This is a genomic window from Floridaenema evergladense BLCC-F167 (assembly GCF_041929205.2).
GTDB classification, from domain to species: domain Bacteria; phylum Cyanobacteriota; class Cyanobacteriia; order Cyanobacteriales; family Aerosakkonemataceae; genus Floridanema; species Floridanema evergladense.
Window position 1 is genome coordinate 4542203 of record NZ_CM171625.1, and the last position, 24340, is coordinate 4566542.

Sequence of the window (24340 nt, forward strand, 5' to 3'; positions counted from 1 at the left end):
AGGTAGAACCTCCAAGACCTCGTTCCCAGGTTCAACCTGGGAACGAGAAACTCCAGGCTCCGCCTCTTGGTGCAAGATATCAGTAAACAAACGATTTTAAGCTTTTCGATCGGGTTTGCAATCGACAAAGCCAATTGCATGAGGATCGAGATAACCTGCGATCGCCATTTCAATCACCGCTTCAACGGGATAATCAATTTCAACAGCACGCGCAACGATCGCATTTCTGATCCGCTCTGGTAACTGCTCTAAAATAATTTGTCCAGCTGTGGGTGAAAGTTGCTCGTACTCCTTTGTTTCTTGCATCATCATCTACTCCATCGGGATCTGAGCATTGTAGGGCGGTTCTGTTGCTCTTAGAAGTGCCGCCTCTACTTCCGATAATAAAGCGGGATTCCCCCAACGATCCAGTGTGTAAAAGGTAATTCTCACATCAGTAGGTGGATAAAGATCGAGCCATGCCCACAAAAAGGCTTTATGTCCACCGTTAAAACGAGTTGCTAAGTTATTTGTCTTGCCAATATACAAAACGCCTTGAATGCGGTGACGAACTGCATAAACTCCAGGACGCTTGGGCAATGAATCAAACTCACGAGTCATTTCCATCGCTTGCTCAAAGTCTGAAAAAGCAAGATAGCTCAAAATTTCGGTTGCATTCATTGCAGGTCGATCTCTATTATTTTATTGAACAGCGAAAGCACCCTAATTCTCTGTCAATTCATAAATTTCATCAAAGCAAAAACGACGCACTAAATCAGTCAATCCTTCGATTAATAACTGATGAGATGGGGGAATTTGAGTAATTAATTGGTTAATTTTTTCCGCATCTACTTCTAGGGATGCTTGGTGCAGTTCTGCTAACCATTCTGATGGCATCACGGATAAGTCTGAAGGTTTGAGGTCTTTGCCACTGACGACTGTTTCTTCTGCTTTTTGATTTTCTGATTCTTCGGCGTAAATGAAGCGAACTCCGATATGTTCGGTGAGTTTATCAAAAATTACTTGTTCCCGGAAAGGTTTGCTGACTAAATCATCGCAACCTGCGGTTATAATGGTGGTTCTTTGTTCTTCAAAGGCACTAGCAGTTAGAGCAATAATTTTGGTAAAAATTGAGCTATTATTGGCTTTATTTCTAATTTGCCGAGTGGCTTCGTAACCATCCATAATCGGCATTCGCATATCCATCCAAATCAGGTGAGGTTGCCAGTTTTCCCAACAAGCGATCGCTTCTTGCCCATTGTTAGCTGTGCGAACTTCAAAACCAATACTTCCTAATAGTTGAGCGATTATATCTCGGTTCTCGGAGCGATCGTCTACTACTAAAATTCGATAATTAGGTTGATTTGGTGCTATTTTAAGCACTCGCCTATTAGTTGATAATGGTGCTACTTCGGAGGATTCAGCTAAAGCAATTTTAATGTCAAAGCTGAAAGTAGAACCTACTCCTAAAATACTCTTAACGTAAATATCACCTCCCATCAACCGAGTAAACTGACGGCTAATAGTTAACCCTAAACCTGTACCTTCTCTAGCTTGAGCTCCACTAGTTGTTTGCACAAAAGGTTGAAATAAATTATCTATTTCTTCTGGAGCAATGCCTCTACCTGTGTCTTGAACTTCAAAGTAAAGTGTAATTTGATCGTGTTTATTTCTTTCTGATAATTCTTGGTTTATTGGATTTGCAGAAGCGCGAAGAGAGACTTTTCCTGTTTCAGTAAATTTAACAGCATTACTTAATAAGTTAATTAGCACTTGTCGGAGTTTACCTTCATCTGTGAAAACGTATTGTGGTAAATTTGTAGCAATATCAAATTCTAAAGATAATTGCTTAGCTTCGGCGCGAGCTTGGAACATTTCTTGCAGGGTTTGTAGCAATCTGTGTAAATCGAAAGGTATAGAATGTAAAACAGTTCTTCCTGCTTCAATTTTGGACATTTCTAACACATCATTAATTAAGGTTAGTAAATGTTCTCCACTGCGGTTAATGGTGGCGAGAGATGCTTTTTGACGCGCAGTTAAAGCAGCATCTCTTTCCATTAATTGAGCAAAACCTAGAATTGCATTTAACGGGGTACGCAGTTCATGACTCATATTTGCTAAAAAAGTGCTCTTAGCAGTATTAGCAGCTTCCGCAGCTTCTTTAGCAACTCTTAATGCTTCTTCGGCTTTATGTCTGGCAATACCAATAGCTGTAATTTCTCCGACTAATTTGAGCAAACTAATATCATCTTCGCTCCAATTTTTAGTGAATTTCACTACATCTGCGCCTAAAAATCCAATCACTTTACTAGAGTGAATTAAAGGCGCAACTATTAAAGATTTAATTGATTGAGTTTGCAACATGGCTCTTTCTGCTGTTGCTTCGGGAGGAAGGTCGGAAATTGAGGAAACTTGAATTAATTCACCGTGAAATATATTGCTAGAAAACCAAGGCAAAGTATTAGGGTTTGATAATCTGAGATAATTAGCTAATGGTTGAATTCCTTGAGCGCACCATTCACCGATTAAGGAAATTTGTTTTTGATCTTCTGATAATTCAAAGATACAACTACGTTCTACTCCGAGAAAGTGAGCGATCGCTTTTAAAGTAAAATTAAGTGCGGTGTTCAATTCTTGGTCGATAAACTGGCGAGAAATACAACTAACTAAACTTTCTCTTTTCGCTCGACTTTCTAATGCTTCTTCTGCTTGTTTTCGTTCTAATTCTGCACCAGTACGGGCGGCAAAAATTCGTAAAATTAGTTCTCTTCCAGGGTCATTTGTCATTGGTTTAACATCCATTACCGCTAAATGACCCAAAATTTCCCCGGATGAATTAGTTAAAGGAATTCCTAAGTAGCTTTCTGCGCTAATAGTAACTAAATCTCCATCTTTAGGAAACAATTTTGGCAGATTTTCTGGATAGTAGCAAGTTCGACCGGATAAAATACTTTCACAAGGAGTTCCTTGCAAGTTATATTCAAAGTTTTCTCCTAATCTATTTTCTGTCCAAATTGCTAAAGTTCGCACTTTAGTTTTAGTTTCGTTAGCAAATTCAGTTACTAAGGAATAACGAACTCTTAATACAGAAGCGAGATAACGAACGCAGGTATTAAAGAATTCATCGCCTGTTTTCGCTGCCGTTCCTTCGACAATTAATCTTAAAGCTTGTTCTCTATGTTTGCGATCGGTAATATCTTCGGAAATACATAATAAGTGTGTAATTCGGTTTTGACTATCAAACAGCGGGAATTTCAAAATTCTGCTTAAAATTTTCTCTTGATTAGCTGTAGCAATTTCCATTTCGGGAACTTCTAGTAATGTCCCTTGTTCTACTACCGTTAAATCCTGTTGGCGGAAAAAGTCTGCTGATGCTTGTGGAATTAATTCATAATCGTTTAAACCAAGCCCTTGTTCTTTAGAAAATCCCAAAATCTTTTCAGAATTTTTGTTAATTAACACATAACGAAAATCATTATTAACATCTTTGGCAAACAGTCCTAAAGGAATGTTATTAATAATACTATTTAAAAATTGTTGTGATTGTTTTACTTCTTCTTCTAATCGTTTGCGATCGCTAATATCCACAATCATAAACTCTAAACAAGATTCTTCGGCATTGATTCGCGCCGAAAATAATCCCCAACTAATTCCTCCATCTTGTCGATATAATTGAATTTCAAAATTGCGAAGTTCGCCGTTTTGTTCCATTTGAGATATCATCCAAGTACGGTCATTGGGATTAACATGAAATTCTCCAGCACGCCGTTTACCAATTAATTCTTGTGCTGACTGATAACCGATAATTTCCGCACAGGGTTGATTAGCATCAATAAATAATCCATCTGATAGGCGAGAACGTCCAATTCCTACTAATGAATTTTCAAAAATATGACGATATTTTAGTTCGCTGCGTCGCAAAGCTTCTTCTGATTGTTTGCGATCGGTAATATCGGTTACTACACCTTCTAAACAATTTTCTTCTACATTTAACCGGACAGAACATAATAACCAAAGTGTGGTGCCATCGCAACGGCGAAATTGGACTTCGTAGTTGTTTATTTGACCGTTTTGTAATACTTGATTGACAGCGGTTTGGCGATCGCTTTGATGAATATAAAAGTCTGTAGTATATTTCTTTTTAATTACCCGATCTGGAGAGCTATATCCTGTTAGTTCAAGAAATTTTTGATTAGCATCTAAAATTAATCCATCTTCAATTCTTGTCAGCACAATTCCTACTTGTGAGTTTTCAAACAACCGCCGAAATCTTAATTCACTGCGGCGCAAAGCTTCTTCTGCTTGTTTACGTTCTGTGATATTTTTAGAAAAGCTAAAATCCAACTCTTTACCATCAAATTCTAAATAATAGGCCGAGACTTCTATAGGAATTAACTCTCCTGTCTTAGAACGCATGAGAGTTTCAAAAGTCAAAGTCCCTTTTTCTTTAAGTTCTCGCCAATGTTCGGGCCAAACTTCTTTCGGATAATTAGGATCGAGATCGTGAACTGTTAAACCCAATAATTCTTCTCTAGAAAATCCTACTAATCGACAAGAAGCTTGATTAACGTAATATATTTTTCCCTCTTGATCGCAACAAGCAACATTATCAGAAATTTGATCTAACGCAAACTGACTAAACCTCAATCTTTCTTCTATTTTCTTCTGTTCTGTAATATCACGAAAACTCCAAACTCTACCAATAATTTCCCGATCTTTCCACTGTGGTTGAGAATAACGCTCAAAAATTCGACCGTCTTTAAATTCTACTAAATCTAATACTATTGCTTCTGGACGATTAAGAAATAAATCCCAAATTTTGGCAACAAATTCTTCTGGATCTTTTGTTTGTTGAGCTAAAAATTGCAGTCTTTCATCTTCTTTACCTGGAAATAATAATTCTTCTGGCATTCCCCACATTTGTAAAAATTTCTGATTATAAATTGGGGCATTACGGGAACGATTTACTACTAAAATTCCATCAGCAGTTGATTCTAATGTTGCTTTTAATAAAGATAAATATTCTTGCTGTTCTTGTTCTTGATTTATTGATTTGTTTTGAGGAGTAACATCTTCAATTACTAAAATTGCTGATGAAGTATGCTTGCTTACTTCTACAAAATTACCAGATATTTTTAAATTTAATTTGCGATCGCCTTTTACAAATTCATACTCAGTTGTTTCATATTCCCTGTTGATAATTTTTAAATCGGGATAAGCATCGAATGTTAGTGCTTTTCCTGCTTGTTTTAAAGGAAATAATTCACAAAAATTATTCCCAATAATTGAAGAGGTTGCTCCGATGAGGTTAGTAAATGCAGAATTATACCATTCTATTTGGTGATTTTCGCCTAAAAAAACAACTGCATTTGCGATCGTATTTAGCGCCACTTCCATTTTGCTAATAGTTGCTTGCAGTTGATTTACCGACTTTGACTTTTTGCTGCCCATAATTTAGGTTCCCTATTGAAAAGTCAATCGATTTTAGATCTTAGACTTTAGATTTTAAAATGGCAAATTTCTATTTGTTGATTTTCAACTCAAAAGTATTAAATAAACCTTCTTACTCTGTCTTTCTCCTCTATGCGCTTTGTGACTCTGCGGTTCAACTCAAACTTAAATCAATCTAAAGATTTACTAGCGACTTGATAAAGAGATTGTAGCGTCATTCCCTCTGTCGGATATTCTACAATTGCGAAATTGCAACTTACTTGAAAACGACTACCATCGGGTGCAGAAAACACTTGTTTTCTTATATTAGTTAATATATCAGTTAAGCGATCGCTCACTTCCGACTTAGTTAAACCAGGCATCCCCACCACAAATTCGCCATCTCCCCAATAACCCAAAACCTCATCACCCCGAAAAGCAGATTGCAACAATTGACTCCACCTTTGTAACACCTGATTTCCCACATTATGCCCATATTGAATATTAACTTGACGCAATTGATAAAACTTAAAAATTGCCAAACAAACAGCATATTGATTTATTGCACCTTGTTGCAGCAAACTTTCCAAATCTCGACTAGATTTTAACTGATTTAAAACCCCAGTTAAAGGATCTTTAGTCGAAAGAGTTTGCAGTAACCGATTTCGTTCCAAACGATTAGTAATTCTCGTTAATAATTCTACTGCTAACACAGGTTTCACCAAATAATCATCTGCACCAGCAGCAAACACTTGTTGAATAATATTCACATCTTTATGAGCAGTTAAAAACAAAATTGGTAACTCTTGCCAATTCGGATCGTTACGCACCGCCTGACAAAGTTCAATTCCGCTAATATTAGGCATTTCTACATCTAAAATTAGCAAATTTGGGGAAACACTTTTTAACACTTCCCAAAACTTTAAAGGATCGTCTAAACCTGTGATTCGCATTCCCCAAGGTGACAACATTGGAGGTAAAGTTGCCAGAAAAACTGGGTCATCATCTACTACTAATAAATTAATTGTTTGGCGGCGACTTTGCTGTAAAATTTGCGAAGCTAAATCCCAAATTTGACTTGCTGTTACAGGTTTTGTTAAAAATCCTTTGCCTCCAGAACGTGCGACTGTGATTCTATCTACCAAACAATCTCCAGCAGCAAGAACAATCACAGGAACTACTGGCGTGCGTTGCGCCAAATCTGTTAATAATTCCAAGCTTTTCTTACGTTTTCCTACCTCATCAATACTCAATACTACCAAGTCAGGAGATTTTTTTTGCAACCAATCTTTAGCTGCTTCTAAAGTTGTTACTTGTGACCAATTTTCCCCAGTTGATTCTGTTAGTTCTTGTAAATTTTTACCGAGGTCTGTGTTAGGATCGATTAATAATAATCTAGTATCGATTGAGGGAGCTTTTGGAGAAATAGGAACTTTTAGATCTAAGGTTTCTGCTTGAGATGTTGCTTTTCCTCTGTCTTTAATCCCTTTGGCTAAATCTTCAATCAAGGACAAAACGTTAGTTTCGAGAAGTAATTTATCTGACTCCAAAATTTGTTCAATTTCTTTAGCAATGAGGGTTCCTGTTTCCCATTCAAACATTCCTAAAACCCCAGCTAATTTATGCGCTTCTTTGCTTGCTCTTAAGCGCAATTCATCGGCTATTTCTCCAGTTTGAATAGCTGTTGCTGCTGTTTGTAAAACTTCTAAACGTTCCGTCATTAAACCTTGATATTTTTGCCACATTTCCTCCATTGCTTGATTAAATTGTTCTTCTACGGATGGCGCAGGATCTATTTCTGTATGGACAGGGTTGATTTGAGGATATTCATCACTTGCCTCTTCTGGGTTGAGGCGATATCCTAATCCATAAACATTTTCAATCCAATTCCCTGCGCCTGAATTTCGCAATTTTTGGCGCAATCCTTTAATATGTGCTTTAACGCTTTCTTCTAATGGTGGATCGTCATAATTCCACAAATGTTCGATAATATTGGAGCGACTGAAAACTCGCGAAGGGTTTCTTAAAAATAATTCTAAAAGATTGTATTCTTTAGGGGTTAAGGGTAAAAGCTTTTCTTTAAAAGTTACCTGACAACTGGTAGGATCTAACTTGAGTTTTCCTATTTGTAAAATGGGGGTGTGGTGAACTTCTCCTCGCCGCAATAAGGCTCTAACTCTAGCGTGAAGTTCGGCTAAATCTAATGGTTTAATTAAGTAGTCGTCTGCACCTGCATCTAATCCACGAATTCGATCGCTATTTGCATCCTTAGCAGTCATCAATAAAATCGGAGTGCTGCACCCAGAATTACGCAATTTACTACATAAGCTAATGCCATCTAAATTCGGCAATCCCACATCCATTAAAATTAGATCGTAAGGCGTACTTTCGGCATATTCCCAGCCTAATTCTCCATCTGCGATCGCATCTACCAAATAGTGCTGACTACTCAGAGACTCTAACAGCACATTTGTTAGCATTTCGTCATCTTCAATCAGCAAAATTCTCATTGCTCTGGTTCTTTGTTAGCGATTAATGGTAAATACAATTAACAATTAACACTGAAAAATACAAGGTTTCCAATGATTAAATTGTGCCAAATTCCTGCACCTTTGCAACCCGGAGATTTACTAAAAGTAATCGCGCCTAGTGGTGCATTGCGCGAAATGTCAGCCTTTGAAAAAGGTGTGGAAATTTGGCGAAAGCACGGCTACCAAGTCCAAATCTGCGACGGTATCACCGAACGCTGGGGATACTTAGCTGGTCAAGACCAACATCGTCGCTATCAATTAAAAGAAGCATGGTTTAATCCAGATGTCAAGGGTATTCTCTGCGCCAGAGGCGGTTTTGGGAGTGCTCGGTTGTTGGAGGATTGGACTTGGGGAGATGGGGAGATGGGGAGATGGGGAGATGGGGGGATGGGGAGATGGGGAGATGGGGAGATGGGGAGATGGGGAGATGGGGAGATGGGGAGATGGGGAGATGGGGAGATGGGGAGATGGGGAGATGGGGAGATGGGGAGATGGGGAGATGGGGAGATGGGGAGATGGGGAGATGGGGAGATGGGGAGATGGGGAGATGGGGAGATGGGGAGATGGGGAGATGGGGAGATGGGGAGAAATCTGGAGCTAGAAATTCCCCCCATCCCCCTACCTCCCCACCTCCCTATCTCTTCTTCCCAGTCGCCAATCAAATGGTTAATTGGTTTTTCCGACGTGACGGCGCTACTTTGGAGTTTGGGAAAAGTTGGGATTTCTGGCGTGCATGGACCGATGTTAACTACGATCGCAAATGAGCCAGAATGGTCAATTGAAAGGTTGTTTGATTGGGTAGAAGGACGTTGCCTTAAACCTTTGTCCGGTGTAGGTTGGGGTGGTGGTAAAGTTAGCGGCGTTTTACTTCCAGCTAATTTAACAGTTGCGACTCATTTGTTAGGTACGCCATTGCAACCGGAATTAGATGGAGTAATTTTGGCGTTGGAAGATGTCACTGAATTTCCCTACCGCATTGACCGACAATTAACGCAATGGCGGATGAGTGGAATTTTCTCCAAAGTCAAAGGCATTGCTTTAGGGAGATTCAGTCGTTGTGAAGCGCCACCCAATATTCCCAGTTTAGCGATCGAAGAAGTGTTGCGCGATCGTCTCTCCGACCTTGGCATCCCCATTGTTTCCGAACTACCCTTCGGTCACGACGGCCCCAATGCTACCTTACCCGTAGGAATTTTAGCTCAACTAGATGCAGATGCAGGAGTTTTGAGTTTTGAGTTTTGAGTTAAACTTCCCCATCCCCCCATCCCCCCACCTCCCCATCTCCCCATCTCCCCATCTCCCCATCTCCCCATCCCCCCATCTCCCCATCTCCCCATCCCCCCACCTCCCCATCTCCCCATCTCCCCATCCCCCCATCTCCCCGTCACAAGTATAAAAGAATCCCATTTTCTTCTGTCTTAGCTATAAGCTAAAAACATGGGTCAGAATAGAGGTAACAAATGGAAATAGGCGTTCCCAAGGAAACAAAAGATCAGGAGTTTCGAGTTGGTTTAAGTCCTAGTAGCGTGCGAGTGCTGCATGAAGCAGGTCACAAAATTTTCGTAGAGACACAAGCGGGTACTGGTGCGGGTTTTGAGGATGAAAAATACATTCAAGCTGGCGCAAAGATTGTGGATACAGCTAAAGAAGCTTGGGATCGAGAATTGGTAGTTAAAGTTAAAGAACCACTAAAAACTGAGTATCAATTTTTGCAAAAAGAACAAATATTGTTTACTTATCTACATTTAGCAGCCGATCGCACTTTGACCGAAGCTTTAATTGATAGTGGGATTAGTGCGATCGCTTACGAAACCGTAGAATTAACTAACGGTAAACTTCCCCTGCTCACACCCATGAGCATCATCGCTGGACGTTTAGCCGTACAATTTGGAGCCAGATATCTCGAACGTCAACAAGGAGGTCGAGGCGTACTCTTAGGCGGCGTTCCCGGCGTTAGACCCGGAAAAGTGATGGTTTTAGGCGGTGGTGTAGTCGGTACGGAAGCAGCACGCATCGCCATTGGAATGGGTGCGCGAGTGCAAATTTTTGACGTAAATGTAGACCGCTTAGCTGATTTAGAGACTTTATTTGGCTCCAGAGTCGAATACCTTTACAGTAGTCCTAGTACGATCGAGGAAAATGTCATCGACGCAGACTTACTCATTGGTGCAGTTTTAGTTACAGGAAAACGCGCCCCCATTCTAATTTCCCGTGACTTCGTAAAACAAATGCGTCATGGCTCTGTTATAGTCGATGTCGCAGTCGATCAAGGCGGTTGTGTAGAAACCTTACATCCCACTTCCCACACCCAACCAACCTACGTAGAAGAAGGTGTCGTCCATTACGGCGTACCCAATATGCCTGGAGCCGTTCCTTGGACTGCCACCCAAGCCCTTAACAATAGTACCTTACCCTACGTCCTCAAACTCGCCAATCAAGGCTTAAAAGCTTTGCAAATCGATCCTTTTTTGGCTAAAGGCTTAAATGTCCAAAATCATCAGTTGGTACACCCAGCAGTAAAAGAAGTGTTTCCCGACCTGAGTGAACCATCCAACAAAATAAGGTAATGCCAAGGCTCATAAAAGTAAAGATTAACCATCAAAATCCATAACAAGGGGACAAAACAATTAATCTAATTGCTTTGTCTCTTTGTTAATTTTTTATGTAACTCATCAGTAAGTATGCAGAATAAATCAGAAAATTAGTTACATTTTTCCCATATTCCATCACTTCTGGCGATACATTTGTTTAAATTATCGGCTCTCCCGTACTCATGGTGATAAGTAAACCTAATTATTTAACAAAGTGCTTACTCCACAAGGTTTCCCAGTCCCTAATCCCCAGTCCCCAGTCCCTAAAACCAGGGTTTTCCACCACAAGTACAGGAGAGCCAAATTATCTTGTGCTGGCTCAAATAATCTGTAACAATAACATAAATAACTCAATACAAATTAATTATTGATTCTTCTTTAAAATTTCTATAGAAATACTTTCTTTAGGCTAAGAAAAACTAAAATTTAAAGTAGAAAATGTCAAGGGAGAGAACCAGGAGTGGCAACAGTACTAATAATCGAAGATGCAGCACTTAGCCGTCAACTGCTTCGCAGAGTTTTACAAGCACAAGGTCATACAATCTGGGAGGCGAAAAATGGACTCGAAGGCTTAGAAATACTTGAGAAACAGCAACAACGACCTGATTGTATTTTAGTAGATATTTTAATGCCGGAAATGGGAGGAATAGAATTTCTTAAAGTAATGCGTCAGCAAGAATTTAAAATTCCCACAATTGTTATTACAGCTGATATTCAAGAAACTACGCGAGTAGAATGTTTACGATTAGGAGCAATGACAGTTATACACAAATTAGTTAAACCAGACGAACTGCGGCATTGGATCGATAAAGCATTAGAAAATCTACCCATAGAAGAAATTTATGAAACTAACAGTTAGTCATATAGACGCTTTACAGGAATTAGTTAATATTGGTGTAGGTCGAGCAGCTGGCGTATTAAATGATATGCTCGATTCGCCAATTCAGCTAAATATTCCAGAAGTAAGATTGCTATCTCCTGAAGAGTTAAAACTAGAATTAAAAAGCCAATTTGATAATAGTTTATTGGCGACAGTGCAGTTAAGTTTTTCTGGCTCGTTTAGCGGGACTTCTGAGTTAGTCTTTCCCTCAGAAAGTGCGGCTCATTTGGTATCAGTTCTCACAGGAGAAGCGCCGGGAACACCCGATTTGGATGTGGTGAAAATTGGAGCTTTGCTGGAAGTGGGAAATATTGTTCTTAATGGAATAATGGGTTCTTTAAGTAATGCGTTAATTGAACATTTAGATTATTCTTTACCTGCTTATACTGAAAGTAATGTAAATGACTTTCCCATTTTTGCAGATATTGATGAGAATACGAAAATTCTCTTAGCTCGTACCTATTTTAAGATCGAGCAATTGCAGATTTCTGGAGACATTATTTTAATGTTTACTATTGGTTCTTTGGATGCTCTACTTAAAGCGATCGATCTAACTTTTGGTGAAGCATTATGAATGATTTAGAATTAGCTCAAAAAGAATTCGGAATTCTCGATCGCGTTCCTGAAGGAGCTTGCATTCTCCGAGAAGATTTCAACGTAGTGTTTTGGAACCGCTGTTTAGAAAATTGGACGGGGATTTCTCGCCATGATATTTTAGGAAAAAATATTAGTGTTTACTTTCCTCATTTACACCAACCAAAATATATTTTCCGCTTACAGCAAATTTTTTCTGGTGGTCCGCCAACGCTCTTTTCTTCCCAATTACATAAATCCATTATTCCTTGTCAGTTACCTGATGGTAGATGGCGGATTCAGCATACTACGGTAACAGCTGTACCAGCGGTTAATTCTCAGGTGAAAGAGAGTGAAGAGATTGACGATCGCGCTCCCCAAAAACAACCATTTTATGCGTTATTTGTCATTGAAGATGTCACCGATCTAACCCAACGCATCCAAGACTATCGCAATATGCGCGATCGAGCTTTAGAAGAAATTAACGAGCGCCGAAAGGTAGAACAAGAACTGCGACAAAGCCAGCATTTTATTCAAAAAGTCGCTGATACTGCTCCCTATATTATATATATTTATAATTTATTTAATCAACAAATATTTTATGTTAACGAGCAAGTCAATGTATTACTGGGATATTCTATTGCAGAAATTCAAGCAATGAATTTAAATAACTTTGCGGAATTGATTAAATTAGAAGATTTAAAGCAGTTACCAGCACACTTTGCCAAATTCGCTCAGGCTCAGGACGGAGATATAATTGAAATTGATTATCAGGTGCGTCATAGTTCGGGAGAATGGCGTTGGTTTCATTGTCGAGAAGTAATTTTTACTAGAACAGCTGATGGAAAACCGCAACAAATTTTAGGAACAGCACAGGATATTAGCGAACGCAAACAAGCTGAAGCAGCTTTGCATTTGCAAATAGAAAAAGAAAGATTAATGGCGGGAATTACCCAACAAATTCACCGTTCTTTAAACTTAAATGAAGTTCTTGACACTGCGGTAACAGAAGTGCGCCATTTTTTGCAAGCCGATCGAGTCAGCGTTTGCCAATTTCAACAGACTATGGCTGGAGAAAATGAACAATCTAACATAGGAATGATTACCGTAGAATCAAAAGCCGACGATTGCCGAAGTATTTTGAAATATAGGATACCAAATTGTTATTTTAAGGAAAATTATTCCTGTTGCTATAATCAAGAGGGAATTAGAAAAATCGATAGTTTATGTAATGAAAGCTGCCTTTGCTGGCATAAAATATTACTGCAAAAATGGCAAGTAAAATCTTCTTTAGAAGTGCCAATTCGCCAAGGTAAGAATTTATGGGGTGTTCTGATGGTGCATCATTGCCAATCAACGAGAAAATGGCAAGAATTAGAAGTAGATTTAATGAAAGAATTGGCTAATCAATTAACGATCGCCATTCAACAAGCAGAACTTTACCAAAAACTGCAAGCAGCGAATCAAGAATTATCTCGGTTAGCATCATCAGATAGCTTAACTCAATTGGCAAATCGGCGGCGATTTGACGAATATTTAACAAAGGAATGGCGCAGATTAGAAAGAGAACAAGCACCGTTATCTTTGATTATTTGCGATGTGGATTTTTTCAAAAAATATAATGATACTTATGGACATCAAGCTGGAGATTTTTGTTTACAAGAAGTAGCGATCGCCATTCGCCAAGCAGTAAAAAGACCAGCGGATTTAGTAGCACGTTACGGAGGCGAAGAATTTGCGATCGTACTCCCTCGTACTCCCATAGATGGCGCACATCATGTAGCAGAAACTCTCAGAAAAAACGTGCTCGGATTGAAGCTTCCCCATTCAGGTTCCGCTATCAGTAAATACGTAACTATTAGTGTGGGAATTACTAGCGTAGTTCCCAATCATCGCTGTTGGCCTGCCAAGCTAATTGAAGCAGCAGACAGAGCACTTTATCAAGCAAAGCAAGCGGGGAGAAATTGCGCGATCGGTCTGAGAGTAGAATCAACTATAGTTTAAAAGCGATCGTACTCCCGTTTGACAATGTAGTAATACTCCCAAGTCGGTTTTTCCCATAATATAAAGAATTATGACAATTTCGCCCGATCGTCTTGAAGCTATGCCTGCCCGCTTGTCTTAGTCGTCCTTTTTCGGTAAAGATATGCGATAACATCACAGATGTAGTACAAAACACATTTAAATTAAGTTATGGAACCAGATACATTACCAACAGAGGTAATTCTGACCTATCCACGTCGCTCTCTGGGTAAAATCAACCTCGACTGGACACCTCAACCCGGAAATTATCTTGATTTGGAAGGAAAAACTTACGCAGTGCTAGAACGCAGCCATCGCTATCAATACAAGCTAGGTGGCTATCAACTCCAAAAAATCGCTCTTTATGTCCAATCAGCCTCAAATACTGCCGACAGAAGTTTGTATAAAGGACGGTGGGTAGTGGGAGACGCTAGTTGTCAGTTTAACGCCCGTTCGGAAATTATCCGTTGTGCGGTTAATCCAGACGGACCATGCGTAAGCTGTCGTCATTATGAATCATCTGCTGCCCAATAAAGTTTTATAATTGACCATTTTCTAAAACCTCTCACCAACTACCAACTACCAACTACCAACTACCCACCAATAAAGTTCTATAACTGACCATTTTCTAAAACTTCTCCCACTTTTAACCGAGTTCCGTTCACAAAATCCCATCCTGACTGGGGACGTTTGCCAGCCATTTGAACTTCTCGAAGTAGCAAAAGTCCCTCTCCCGTTTGAATGATGGGGCCTACTCCCTTGGCAAGACTGACAACTTCTCCCGGTTTACCAACATGAGAAGATAAATTGTCCCAGTTTTTTGCTAACACTTGTAACGAAGGCGGTAAATCTGCCCCATACTGAGAGCCAAGGGGGGCAGTAGCGGTAATTTTTAGGGAATTTCCCCGTAAAGTTGCCACACAGTCGGGAAAAAATCCTCTAATTTGGTTGTGTAATGCGATCGCTTCCCGCGACCAATCTATCAAATAATCGGACTTTTGAATTAAGGAAGCATAAGTAGCTATTAAATCATCTTGAGGAATCGGTTCAATCTCTTGGCGCTGCAATTTTAATAGAGTTTCTATTAACAAATCTGCCCCGATTTGAGATAAAGTTTTAGCTAAATCTTGAGAATTATCTAATAATGCGATCGGTGTCTGGGCTTTTAACAACATAGCACCAGTATCCATCCCCGCATCCATCAACATGGTAGTAATACCCGTTACCTTTTCCCCATGATACAGACACCATTGAATTGGTGCTGCACCTCGGTATTTAGGCAAAATTGAACCGTGAACATTAACACAACCAATTTTGGGCATATCTAGAATTTGCTGCGAAAGAATTTGCCCGTAAGCTACCACCACAAATACATCTGCTGCTGTTTCTTGTAATAAAGCCAGGGTTTTTTGAGCTTTTTTAATTCTAGTTGGTTGCCAAACTGGTAATTGATGAGTTACAGCCAATTCTTTCACCGGAGAAGGTATCAATTGATTACCTCTACCGCGACGTTTATCCGGTTGAGTAACTACAGCCAAAACTTCAAATTCTGGATGATTTAACAATTTTTCCAAAGTTGGAACTGCAAATTGTGGCGTGCCGAAAAAGATGATTTTCATTAAGTCGAGGGATTGGGGACTGGGGACTAGGGACTGGGGATTGGGGACTGGGAACAGGGGACAAGGGGACAAGGGGACAAGGAGACAAGGGAAATTTAACTCAAAACTCAAAACTCAAAACTCAAAACTTCCCCAATCCCCAGTCCCCAATCCCCAATCCCCAATCCCCTTTATGTTTACTCAGGGATTACTTTAATTTGTATTCGACGATTATATTGGAGATTAGTTTGATTTTCATCGTTAACTAGGGGATTAATTTCGCCATAACCTACAGGTATCCAGGTATAGGATTTATCTAAGATTGAGGAGAGATATTTGGCGATCGCTCCTGCTTGGCGAAAGGATAACATACGATTGTTAATTGGTTCACCCACACTATCAGTATGTACGCCAATTACCACAGTTGCACTTGGGTAATTTTTTAACTCATCTACCAACTTATCCAAAACTGGTTTTCCCTCAGTTAATAGAAAAGTTTGGTTGTCTTCAAACAAAACATCCGCAGGAATTTTCCCAACCAATGTATCAGGATTAATTAGCGGTTGATTAGACAAAGCTAAGTCACTAGCTGATGGGAGTTTAGCCAAGTTTACTCGCAATTGTTGCCGAATTGCTTTAATTCTGGCTCCTAGTTTCGGGTCGTTGCCTGTTGTCTTTAACTGTTTTTCCAAACGTTGTAACTCTGTTTCTAATTGCTTTCTTTGCGCCTTTGTGAGTTGTGGCTTAGTCTGCGATCGAACGGCAACGTTAGGATTGTTACTATTATCCTCAGTAACTATCCCTGGAATTAATTCCGGTATTCTAGCTACCAAAGGTTTTTTTGGTGTTGATGCTGGATAAACAGTAGCTAATGCCACACCTAAAAGGGCAGCGAAACCACCTCCCACTACCAACAATAAAAACCTAAACAGAAAAACTAAGAAAAATCGCCCCATGTGATTTTAATAAGTTGATCGGGAGCCAGAAAAACTTACTCCTATTGAACCTTTTTTGTCAAGTGATCTAAAAAACCAAGTATCTCTCGTATTTGTGGGAAGAATCATAGTTTTGGGGCTTGGATACTGAGGAATCCTTGTAAATCAAGCATTCTACAAATTAATCAGATTTACTTATAACTAGAAGAGCAAAGTTAAATTTCTTTTTTAAGAGCGAATTAGCAACTGACAACAGGCAACAGGGTGTAATTCTCAGAAAAGTTAAACTCGATCGCAACTCGTTTCTTAAAGAAGTAGGGATCTACCATAACTCATAATGGGAACTTCTGAATCAGGAAAACTGTTCGTTTTTTTTAATGAGAGAAACAACCAGAAAAAATAGCTAAAAAACTATAAATAAATTTACGACCAAGACTAGCAATTTGTTCAGATATAGATAAAATATGCTCAACCTTTCCTTTTGCCGTTCCTCCTTACACCAAAAGCATTTTCAAGAGAATCTTCAATGTTTAAAAATTCACTAGACATCGGTCAGTATGTAATTAAACCTCGCCAGTTAGCCGTTGCAACTGTGCTACTTGTGGCTTCCGCTTTGGTGGCGGGAAATTTGTCGGCTTCGCCTAAAAAGGTGGCACAGGCAAAACCTGCTACCCAAGAAGTACCTAATCAAAAGACTGTTCCCGGAGTTCGCACTGCTCCAGCAGCTATAGAACCATCTCAGGAACAAGCCGATCCTTTGGGAAGTCCTTATCCTGTTCCTTGGGAATGGGTGATGTCAACTCACGAACAGGTGAGTGCTTCTAAGGGTTCGGGAATTCGCTTCTACCGCACTCCTTCTGTGATTTCGCCGGATGGTAAGTATGCGGCTTATAGTCGGGTGCAACTACAAGTTAAGCCGGAACTCTACAAAAGTCATGTTAGTAGTGTGATGTTTGTGGAGAATTTGCAAACTAAAGAGTTGCAAGTGGTGACGGCTAGTTCTCCTTTGGCAAATAATCCGAATAAAGCTAAGGAACCAGGGGATATGCCGGGAATTGTTACTATTTTAATTCCGGTTTCTTGGTCGCCGACTGGCGATCGGCTTTTGGCGCGTCAGTTTGAAGGTAGCCTCAGCGCTTCCGATGCTTCTGACTATGCGGTAGTTTGGGAGCGCAACACTGGGCGCAGTAATACTGTTATTCCTAGTAATGCTGCCGAATATGGGTCGGCAATTTTACTAGGTTGGAGTAAAGTGAATCCCCAAAATGTGATTTTCCAAGCTGGGGAATTAGGCGACGAAAAACGCCAATTATGGGCGGTTAATATGGGGGGTAAAACTGTCGCAGCTAAACAAGAAGATCAGCCGATCGTTTTTGGGCAAACAGTTAAACAAGCTTGGGCTGGCCCTCAAGCTAGTTGGTAAACTAGATCCCCGACTTCTTGAAGGAGTCGGGGGATCTTAGGTGGTTAATAACTGAGTAACTAACTCAATAGCTGCGATCGGATTTTCAGCAATAAAAATTTGATTTTTAGCTAAACTTTGAAAAAAAAGTTTACTATTATCATCATTATTTAACAAAATTACTTTTTTATTTACTTTCACAGCTAAAGCGATTTCGGAAGCGGTTCCAGCGCCCATACCGCAGGCAATGACTACATCGCTGGAAAGTACATTAATATTATTTCGCGCATTTCCTAAATCCGTAACAATTGCGATATCTACAGCTTCCGAGGTAGTGGTATTATCAGATGAAGGAAGAATACCGACGGTTAAACCATTGGCGGATTTTGCGCCTTTACTGGCAGCATCCATTACACCTTCATTTCTTCCACCTGTGAGCAAAACCCACCCAGATTGGGCAATTAATTTTCCCAATTGATAAGCATTTTCTAAGTCTAGGTCTGTGGCATTAGCACCTGGCCCCATGACACCAATGATAGTTTTTTTCATCCTAGTTTTTTCACTTTTTAATATGACAAAAATATCTTTAGATAATGTGGAACAAATGCGGCAGGACTTGCTGGAAGATTCGCAATTAGATAGTAACTTTGTGATTCTGACGGTGGGTGCTTGTTTGATTGCTACCTTTGGCTTAGTTGCTAATAGTGCAGCGGTAATTATTGGGGCGATGATTGTGGCACCATTAATGATGCCGTTACGGGGAGCAGCTTTTGGGGCGTTAGCAGGAGATCCTAAGTTATTCCGAGAAGCGGCTAAATCACTTGCGATCGCCACTTTATTTTCTACTCTAGTCTCATGGACGATCGGGCGTGTAATTGGTTTACCCGATTTTGGCTCGGAAGTTCTGGCTCGCACTGAACCAACTTTACTGGATTTGGGAGTGGCTGTCACTGCTGGGGCGATCAGTGGTTTTGCTAAGGTGAGACCGAAAATTAGCGATGCTTTTGCGGGAACTGCGATCGCAGTTGCTTTAATGCCTCCGATCTGTGTAGTTGGCTTAAGTTTATCTCAGGGACTTTGGAGTTATAGTTGGGGCGCTCTCTTACTTTATCTCACCAATCTTTTGGGCATTATCCTCGCCTGTATGTTGGTGTTTATCATTGCTGGTTATGCTAAGTACAATCATGCTTTGAGTTGGACTTTAGCTTTGGCAAGCGTTTTGGTGATTCCTCTGGGAATTAGTTTTTTCCAACTCCTCAGACAAGCTCAACTACACTACACGATCAAAACGATTTTACTAAACCGAACTATTACTTTCGGTAGAATGATGGAACTGAAACAGACTGATGTTGACTGGTCAGCCAAACCACCAGAAGTTTTCTTGAGAGTGCAATCGAAAAAGAGCGTGACTCCTAATCAAGTCCGCCTGGTAGAAGAATTTCTTTCCCAAGAAATGGGCAGACCTTTTACGCTGGTGTTTCAAGTTAACCAAATTCAGGAAGTCAGAGCTAAAGATACCGTAGAATCACCTAAACCATAATTTTGGCTCTAGTTAATTCTACTATTATTATTTGTTCGCAGTATTAACTAAGTACTGCGTATATTTACTTAAACTTTAAAAAGCTACTTTTCAGGCGAGTTGGCTGAAAGCCTTGTCACTTTCTCTTTTGGTCGATCGGAAATTAAACAGCTGAGACTAGATTTTTATGAAGTTTATGTAAAATTACTGAAAAGTGCTTGAGTTTACAGATAAATTTACGTAATTTAAATACCAGTCAACTAATTGAGAAGAGATTAACTCAGTAACTTTTTACGCTTTTGTCTGGTTTATTCAAGTTACAGATTGCCTCAACTCAGATCTTGCACTCCTGGAGATAGAACCTCCCAGATCCTCCTTCCCAGGTTCAACCTGGGAACGAAAAATGGATGCTCTGCCTCTTGCCTCTTGGTGCAAGATCTGAGCCAAGGGATTGGGGACTGGGAACTAGGAAGAAGAAGGGGTTGAGGGTTAGGGAAATTTTCTTCCCTATCACCTATGCCCTAAAGAAAGGGAAACCTTGTGATTATAACTATAAGTTCTGGAGATCTGTACTCTTTTACATCTACTCACTTAATCAAACAAAGTTTATGAATTATACGATAAAAAAAGTATCGGAAGCAGGAGAAATTAGGAGAAATAGTTGTATCCAATTAGCAGCAAAAATGCCTGCTATAAAGTTAGTTACAAACCGCAGAAAATTAAGAGCAACAGATAGAGTAAATTGGGAAAATTTTGGTAAAGAGTTTGATTTTATTTCCAGTCCATTAGTCGTTTATTCTGACAATGGGGTTAAATTAAAAGTAAGTTCTCCCGGAACTTTTTTGCGACTTAATGAAGGGAGTGAAATTAAGGGAAAATTCCCATCAGGAGACAAATTATTATTTTTAGAATTTTCCGACGGTGCGATTACAATTGATTTTGCTACTCCGATTTTTGGTGTCGGTACGCAAATTCAAAGAGCTTTTTTTGGTGCTTTCACGGGAGTAATTGAATCTTTTGATAGGAGTGGCAGTTTGGGTAAATTTAGCGTTCCTGGTAATACTGACAATTCGGATGAGGAATTGGCACCATTTATCGGTGTACTGAGTAAAACTCCTAATATTAGCAGAATTACTTTATATGTACCAGAAAATGGTGGTTACGGCTTTACTATTAATGGATTAGATTTAGTCACCCGCCATTTAGATTAAAAAATTAATCCTGAAATCATTCCGGCAAGTAAAGCAAATCCAATCCAGACATTTTGGCGAAAAATTTGTCCGTAAGTGGGGTTTGGTAAATCGGGGTTGCGTAATTGGAAATAATGCCAAATCCAAGCAACTATGGCGATCGCAAAAGCTAACCAAAACCCGAAATGTAACTGCATATCTATCCCTAACCAAGCTAACAAAAAGGCAGTTGCAAAAAAGAAAATTCCCACTGCTTCTGGGGCAAATTGACCAAAAAATAAAGCACTAGAATTAATCCCGATTCGGCGATCGTCTTCTTTGTCACTCATAGCATAAACAGTATCAAATCCCAATGTCCAAAATACTGTTGTACCCCAAAGTAACCAAGTGTCAAATTCTAAATTTCCTACTGCTGCACTCCAACTAATTAAAACGGCAAAACCCCAAGCAATTGATAATACTAATTGGGGGATAGGAAACACTCGTTTAGCTGAGGGGTAAAAAATAATTACCGGAATGGCGGCGACGCATAACCAAAAACTTAAAGGATTGAGATAAAGTGCTAACACGCCTGCACAACACAAGGCGATAATAGCAATAACAATTCCAGTGCGAATTGATAAAGCACGAGAAGCTAAGGGACGTTCTTTCGTTCGTTCTACTTGCGGATCGATATCTCGATCCCACAAATCATTCACCACACAACCCGCAGCACTTGTAGCTAAAGTCCCTAAAACAATTACGCCGACGAGTGGTGCTGGTGGTGTACCCTTAGCTGCTAAAAACACTGCCCAAAGTGCGGGTATCATTAAGATTAAACGTCCCGCTGGTTTATCCCATCTCAATAGTTTAATTATGGTTGCGCCGGGAAAGGTTTGCTGTGTGTCTTGAGTGAGCATAGTTCGACTACGATACAATCCTGATCTTTTACTAAAAATATCGTTACATTATTTGCTTTTATTTTGCTAAAAATTTTATTTTGGTTCAATATTGAGAGAAAAATAGGAAAAATTCCCATTTTGGGTTTTAAATGTTTAATGGATGACATTTCTTTGTCGGGAAAGTACGGAAAAAACTGATATTATTCCTGAATAGAGGGTGTTAAGGCTGTGAAACTAGATACAATTATTTATTATAGGAAATCCTGTTATGGAAAATCAGGTAAATACTGCTTGTGCTGTTGGGGAACGAAATCGTATTCTTGCGGCTATTGATATTGGGACTAATTCGATTCACATGGTAGTGGTGCGAATTATCCCGGAATTACCAGCTTTTATAATTATTGAACGGGAAAAAGATACGGTTAGGTTAGGCGATCGCGATCCCGATACACACAATTTAAAACCGGAAGTAATGGAAAGGGCAATTTCGACTTTACATCGTTGTCGAGAACTTGCCAAAACTTTGAACGCGGAACAAATTATTGCTGTGGCGACTAGCGCAGTCCGCGAAGCACCAAATGGACGAGATTTTCTCAAACGAGTGGAAGCGGAAACTGGGTTATTTGTTGATCTAATTTCTGGACAAGAAGAAGCGCGAAGAATTTATTTAGGCGTTTTGTCGGGAATGGAATTTAATAACCAACCCCACATTATTATTGATATTGGGGGCGGTTCTACAGAAATAATTTTAGGAGATAGTCACGAACCGCGATCGCTCAGTAGCACGAAAGTTGGTGCAGTTAGACTTAGCACTGAATATATCAGTACCGATCCGATTAGTAACTCGGAATTCTATTACCTGCAAGCTTACATTCAAGTAATGTTAGAAAGAGCAGTTGATGATTTAAAGGCTAATCTAAAACCCGGTGAATCTCCCCGTTTAGTAGGAACTTCGGGGACAATTGAAACTTTGGCGATGATTCACGCTAGGGAAAAAGTTGGCATGATTCCTAACCCTTTGAATGGCTATCAATTTAGCTTAAAAGATTTAGGTGAAATTGTAAATCGCCTTCGCAAAATGGATAATGCTGAACGCGCCGCTATACCGGGAATGTCCGATCGGCGATCGGAAATTATTTTACCGGGCGCTTTAATTTTACAAGAAGCAATGACTTTATTAGGCGCAGAAAATATTACGATTTGCGAGCGCAGTTTGCGGGAAGGTGTGATAGTTGATTGGATGCTGGCTCATGGTTTAATTGAAGATAGATTGCGCTTTCAAAGTTCGGTAAGAGAACGTAGCGTGTTTAAAACTGCTCAAAAATATCGAGTTGATTTAGCACATAGTAAAAAAGTGGCAGAATTTGCCCTCAGTATCTTCGATCGAACTCAAGGAAAATTACATAATTGGGGAGAATTAGAAAGAGAATTACTTTGGGCTGCGGCTATTTTACATAATTGTGGGCATTATGTTAGTCATACAGCACACCACAAACATTCTTACTATTTAATTCGCTATAGCGAGTTACTTGGTTACACGGAAACTGAAATTGAACTAATTGCTAATTTAGCTCGGTATCACCGAAAAAGTACGCCCAAGAAAAAACATGACAACTATCGAAATTTACCTACCAAAGAACATCGCCAAATGGTGAGTCAGTTAAGTGCTTTTCTGCGAATAGCGGTAGCATTGGATAGAAGACAAATTGGTGCTATTCATCGCTTGGAGTGTGACTATCGTCCTGAGTTAGCAGAATTTCGCTTAAAACTTTTCCCAACTTTCTCTGATGATGATTGCGCCTTAGAACTTTGGAGTTTAAATTATAAGAAGGATGCTTTTGAAGCTGAGTATAACTTGAAATTAGTTGCTCAATTGGAACCTACTGCTGTTACTGTTGGTTAAGGGAACAAATAACTTGTTGAAGTTGAGATTGCGCGATCGACCCGCGCTCTGCGAAAATAAAAGTTCATGAAAACAAACAGTCTATTTTATCACATATTGCAAAATTTTCCTAGTATCTTTTTTGAACTGATTGGACACCCGCCAACAGAAACCAGCGGCTATGAGTTTCAATCTATCGAATTCAAAGATACAAATCAAAGAATTGATGGCATATTTATTCCTGCTAAACGCACCCGTCAACCAATTTATTTTGTGGGAATACAATCTCAATTCGATGAAGATTTTTACTATCAATTTTTTACGGAAATCTTCCTTTATCTAGATCAAAATAAATCTAACAGAGATTGGTTTGCTGTAGCGATTTACCCCCGTCGTCTGATTGAATCAGTAGTTCCTCGACCTTATCAATGGTTAATAGAAAGCGACCACATCAAACGTTTCTACTTAGATGAATTAGGACTAATTGCTAATCAATCATTAGGTTTGGGAATGTTAAAATTGCTCGTAGAAGATGAAGCTAAAGCCCAACAAAGAGCCGAGTATTTAATTCATCAAATTCAGCAATTAACTTTTAGTAAAGAACAACCAAACTGGGAAGAATTAATGACAACAATTTTAGCCTATAAATTCCCTAAATTAGGGATTCAGGAGTTAACGCAAATGTTTGAATTAAACAATTTAAGGCAAAGCAAACTTTATCAAGAAGCTAAAACGGAAGGTAAATTAGAAACGGTTCCTCTGTTATTAGAATTAGGATTGAGTGTGGAGAGAATTGCTCAAGAATTACATTTGGATCTGATTGAAGTTAAAGAAGCAGCTAAGGAATTAGCTAATCAGGAAACTACTCTGGAATAGCTGTTTTGGAGAGTGGGATTTGGTAATGGACGCTGGGAAATTAGTGCGAGA

The 24340-nt window shown here is 39.5% G+C and carries 20 protein-coding genes; 11 read left to right on the forward strand and 9 right to left on the reverse strand.

What is annotated here, in order from left to right; genetic code table 11:
* Positions 1 to 96 precede the first annotated feature (96 nt).
* From ACE1CA_RS22230 to ACE1CA_RS22245, 4 genes are all read right to left on the reverse strand, one after another.
* On the reverse strand, positions 97 to 312 hold the full coding sequence (locus ACE1CA_RS22230; RefSeq protein WP_413277718.1) for a hypothetical protein: 216 nt from the start codon (positions 310 to 312) through the stop codon (positions 97 to 99).
* On the reverse strand, positions 313 to 660 hold the full coding sequence (locus tag ACE1CA_RS22235) for a GIY-YIG nuclease family protein (RefSeq protein WP_413277717.1): 348 nt from the start codon (positions 658 to 660) through the stop codon (positions 313 to 315). It lies immediately after the preceding gene.
* Between the two features lie 42 nt (positions 661 to 702).
* Complete coding sequence (locus ACE1CA_RS22240; protein ID WP_413277716.1) at positions 703 to 5430, reverse strand: PAS domain S-box protein; 4728 nt, start codon at positions 5428 to 5430, stop codon at positions 703 to 705.
* A 170-nt stretch (positions 5431 to 5600) separates the two neighbouring features.
* Positions 5601 to 7919, reverse strand: a complete 2319-nt coding sequence (locus tag ACE1CA_RS22245; protein WP_413277715.1) for a response regulator — start codon at positions 7917 to 7919, stop codon at positions 5601 to 5603.
* A gap of 72 nt (positions 7920 to 7991) precedes the next feature.
* Between ACE1CA_RS22245 and ACE1CA_RS22250 the strand changes: the two genes are divergently transcribed.
* On the forward strand, positions 7992 to 9182 hold the full coding sequence (locus ACE1CA_RS22250; RefSeq protein WP_486517484.1) for a S66 peptidase family protein: 1191 nt from the start codon (positions 7992 to 7994) through the stop codon (positions 9180 to 9182).
* A gap of 1 nt (position 9183) precedes the next feature.
* Here the strand turns inward: ACE1CA_RS22250 and ACE1CA_RS22255 are convergent, their stop codons facing one another.
* On the reverse strand, positions 9184 to 9309 hold the full coding sequence (locus ACE1CA_RS22255) for a hypothetical protein (protein ID WP_486517485.1): 126 nt from the start codon (positions 9307 to 9309) through the stop codon (positions 9184 to 9186).
* A 91-nt stretch (positions 9310 to 9400) separates the two neighbouring features.
* On the opposite strand from ACE1CA_RS22255, the gene ald reads away from it, so the two are divergent.
* From ald to ACE1CA_RS22280, 5 genes are all read left to right on the forward strand, one after another.
* Positions 9401 to 10507, forward strand: a complete 1107-nt coding sequence (gene ald / locus ACE1CA_RS22260) for an alanine dehydrogenase (RefSeq protein WP_413281634.1) — start codon at positions 9401 to 9403, stop codon at positions 10505 to 10507.
* A 484-nt stretch (positions 10508 to 10991) separates the two neighbouring features.
* Entirely contained in the window at positions 10992 to 11390 is a 399-nt protein-coding gene (locus ACE1CA_RS22265; RefSeq protein WP_413281635.1) for a response regulator, read from the forward strand.
* Complete coding sequence (locus ACE1CA_RS22270; protein ID WP_413281636.1) at positions 11374 to 11985, forward strand: chemotaxis protein CheC; 612 nt, start codon at positions 11374 to 11376, stop codon at positions 11983 to 11985. Before ACE1CA_RS22265 ends, ACE1CA_RS22270 begins: the two co-directional genes overlap by 17 nt.
* Positions 11982 to 13988, forward strand: coding sequence for a diguanylate cyclase domain-containing protein (locus tag ACE1CA_RS22275; protein WP_413281637.1), 2007 nt, complete (start codon positions 11982 to 11984; stop codon positions 13986 to 13988). The genes ACE1CA_RS22270 and ACE1CA_RS22275 overlap by 4 nt, the downstream gene beginning before the upstream one ends.
* Before the next feature lie 189 nt (positions 13989 to 14177).
* Positions 14178 to 14540: a DUF6464 family protein gene (locus tag ACE1CA_RS22280; protein ID WP_413281638.1), complete on the forward strand. Its 363-nt coding sequence runs from the start codon at positions 14178 to 14180 to the stop codon at positions 14538 to 14540.
* A gap of 77 nt (positions 14541 to 14617) precedes the next feature.
* Here the strand turns inward: ACE1CA_RS22280 and fmt are convergent, their stop codons facing one another.
* Both fmt and ACE1CA_RS22290 read right to left on the reverse strand, forming a co-directional pair.
* Positions 14618 to 15625 carry a methionyl-tRNA formyltransferase gene (fmt, locus tag ACE1CA_RS22285; RefSeq protein WP_413281639.1) on the reverse strand — a complete coding sequence of 336 codons (1008 nt, stop codon included), beginning with the start codon at positions 15623 to 15625 and terminating at the stop codon, positions 14618 to 14620.
* Positions 15626 to 15801: 176 nt separating this feature from the next.
* Complete coding sequence (locus ACE1CA_RS22290; protein WP_413281640.1) at positions 15802 to 16560, reverse strand: OmpA family protein; 759 nt, start codon at positions 16558 to 16560, stop codon at positions 15802 to 15804.
* A gap of 505 nt (positions 16561 to 17065) precedes the next feature.
* On the opposite strand from ACE1CA_RS22290, the gene ACE1CA_RS22295 reads away from it, so the two are divergent.
* Positions 17066 to 17962: a hypothetical protein gene (locus ACE1CA_RS22295; protein ID WP_413281641.1), complete on the forward strand. Its 897-nt coding sequence runs from the start codon at positions 17066 to 17068 to the stop codon at positions 17960 to 17962.
* A gap of 36 nt (positions 17963 to 17998) precedes the next feature.
* Here ACE1CA_RS22295 and ACE1CA_RS22300 read toward each other — a convergent pair whose 3' ends face one another.
* Positions 17999 to 18490, reverse strand: a complete 492-nt coding sequence (locus ACE1CA_RS22300; protein WP_413281642.1) for a TIGR00725 family protein — start codon at positions 18488 to 18490, stop codon at positions 17999 to 18001.
* A 22-nt stretch (positions 18491 to 18512) separates the two neighbouring features.
* Between ACE1CA_RS22300 and ACE1CA_RS22305 the strand changes: the two genes are divergently transcribed.
* Positions 18513 to 19481 carry a DUF389 domain-containing protein gene (locus ACE1CA_RS22305; protein WP_413281643.1) on the forward strand — a complete coding sequence of 323 codons (969 nt, stop codon included), beginning with the start codon at positions 18513 to 18515 and terminating at the stop codon, positions 19479 to 19481.
* 587 nt (positions 19482 to 20068) lie between these two features.
* On the forward strand, positions 20069 to 20671 hold the full coding sequence (locus tag ACE1CA_RS22310) for a hypothetical protein (RefSeq protein ID WP_413281644.1): 603 nt from the start codon (positions 20069 to 20071) through the stop codon (positions 20669 to 20671).
* Here ACE1CA_RS22310 and ACE1CA_RS22315 read toward each other — a convergent pair.
* On the reverse strand, positions 20668 to 21549 hold the full coding sequence (locus ACE1CA_RS22315) for a 4-hydroxybenzoate solanesyltransferase (RefSeq protein WP_413281645.1): 882 nt from the start codon (positions 21547 to 21549) through the stop codon (positions 20668 to 20670). The genes ACE1CA_RS22310 and ACE1CA_RS22315 overlap by 4 nt on opposite strands.
* Positions 21550 to 21799: 250 nt before the next feature.
* Between ACE1CA_RS22315 and ACE1CA_RS22320 the strand changes: the two genes are divergently transcribed.
* Positions 21800 to 23434 carry a Ppx/GppA phosphatase family protein gene (locus ACE1CA_RS22320; RefSeq protein WP_413281646.1) on the forward strand — a complete coding sequence of 545 codons (1635 nt, stop codon included), beginning with the start codon at positions 21800 to 21802 and terminating at the stop codon, positions 23432 to 23434.
* A gap of 66 nt (positions 23435 to 23500) precedes the next feature.
* Positions 23501 to 24289, forward strand: a complete 789-nt coding sequence (locus tag ACE1CA_RS22325; RefSeq protein WP_413281647.1) for an Rpn family recombination-promoting nuclease/putative transposase — start codon at positions 23501 to 23503, stop codon at positions 24287 to 24289.
* The last annotated feature ends 51 nt before the right edge of the window (positions 24290 to 24340 follow it).

What these genes read in the sequence shown, in the direction of transcription:
- ACE1CA_RS22240 (WP_413277716.1), bottom strand. Translation starts at nt 5,430, where the DNA reads ATGGGCAGCAAAAAGTCAAAGTCGGTAAATCAACTGCAAGCAACTATT.
- ACE1CA_RS22320 (WP_413281646.1), top strand. Translation starts at nt 21,800, where the DNA reads ATGGAAAATCAGGTAAATACTGCTTGTGCTGTTGGGGAACGAAATCGT.
- ACE1CA_RS22270 (WP_413281636.1), top strand. Translation starts at nt 11,374, where the DNA reads ATGAAACTAACAGTTAGTCATATAGACGCTTTACAGGAATTAGTTAAT.
- ald (WP_413281634.1), top strand. Translation starts at nt 9,401, where the DNA reads ATGGAAATAGGCGTTCCCAAGGAAACAAAAGATCAGGAGTTTCGAGTT.
- ACE1CA_RS22235 (WP_413277717.1), bottom strand. Translation starts at nt 660, where the DNA reads ATGAATGCAACCGAAATTTTGAGCTATCTTGCTTTTTCAGACTTTGAG.
- ACE1CA_RS22230 (WP_413277718.1), bottom strand. Translation starts at nt 312, where the DNA reads ATGATGATGCAAGAAACAAAGGAGTACGAGCAACTTTCACCCACAGCT.
- ACE1CA_RS22300 (WP_413281642.1), bottom strand. Translation starts at nt 18,490, where the DNA reads ATGAAAAAAACTATCATTGGTGTCATGGGGCCAGGTGCTAATGCCACA.
- ACE1CA_RS22275 (WP_413281637.1), top strand. Translation starts at nt 11,982, where the DNA reads ATGAATGATTTAGAATTAGCTCAAAAAGAATTCGGAATTCTCGATCGC.
- ACE1CA_RS22295 (WP_413281641.1), top strand. Translation starts at nt 17,066, where the DNA reads ATGTTTAAAAATTCACTAGACATCGGTCAGTATGTAATTAAACCTCGC.
- ACE1CA_RS22310 (WP_413281644.1), top strand. Translation starts at nt 20,069, where the DNA reads ATGAATTATACGATAAAAAAAGTATCGGAAGCAGGAGAAATTAGGAGA.
- ACE1CA_RS22290 (WP_413281640.1), bottom strand. Translation starts at nt 16,560, where the DNA reads ATGGGGCGATTTTTCTTAGTTTTTCTGTTTAGGTTTTTATTGTTGGTA.
- ACE1CA_RS22305 (WP_413281643.1), top strand. Translation starts at nt 18,513, where the DNA reads ATGACAAAAATATCTTTAGATAATGTGGAACAAATGCGGCAGGACTTG.
- ACE1CA_RS22325 (WP_413281647.1), top strand. Translation starts at nt 23,501, where the DNA reads ATGAAAACAAACAGTCTATTTTATCACATATTGCAAAATTTTCCTAGT.
- ACE1CA_RS22250 (WP_486517484.1), top strand. Translation starts at nt 7,992, where the DNA reads ATGATTAAATTGTGCCAAATTCCTGCACCTTTGCAACCCGGAGATTTA.
- ACE1CA_RS22255 (WP_486517485.1), bottom strand. Translation starts at nt 9,309, where the DNA reads ATGGGGAGATGGGGAGATGGGGAGGTGGGGGGATGGGGAGATGGGGAG.
- fmt (WP_413281639.1), bottom strand. Translation starts at nt 15,625, where the DNA reads ATGAAAATCATCTTTTTCGGCACGCCACAATTTGCAGTTCCAACTTTG.
- ACE1CA_RS22280 (WP_413281638.1), top strand. Translation starts at nt 14,178, where the DNA reads ATGGAACCAGATACATTACCAACAGAGGTAATTCTGACCTATCCACGT.
- ACE1CA_RS22315 (WP_413281645.1), bottom strand. Translation starts at nt 21,549, where the DNA reads ATGCTCACTCAAGACACACAGCAAACCTTTCCCGGCGCAACCATAATT.
- ACE1CA_RS22245 (WP_413277715.1), bottom strand. Translation starts at nt 7,919, where the DNA reads ATGAGAATTTTGCTGATTGAAGATGACGAAATGCTAACAAATGTGCTG.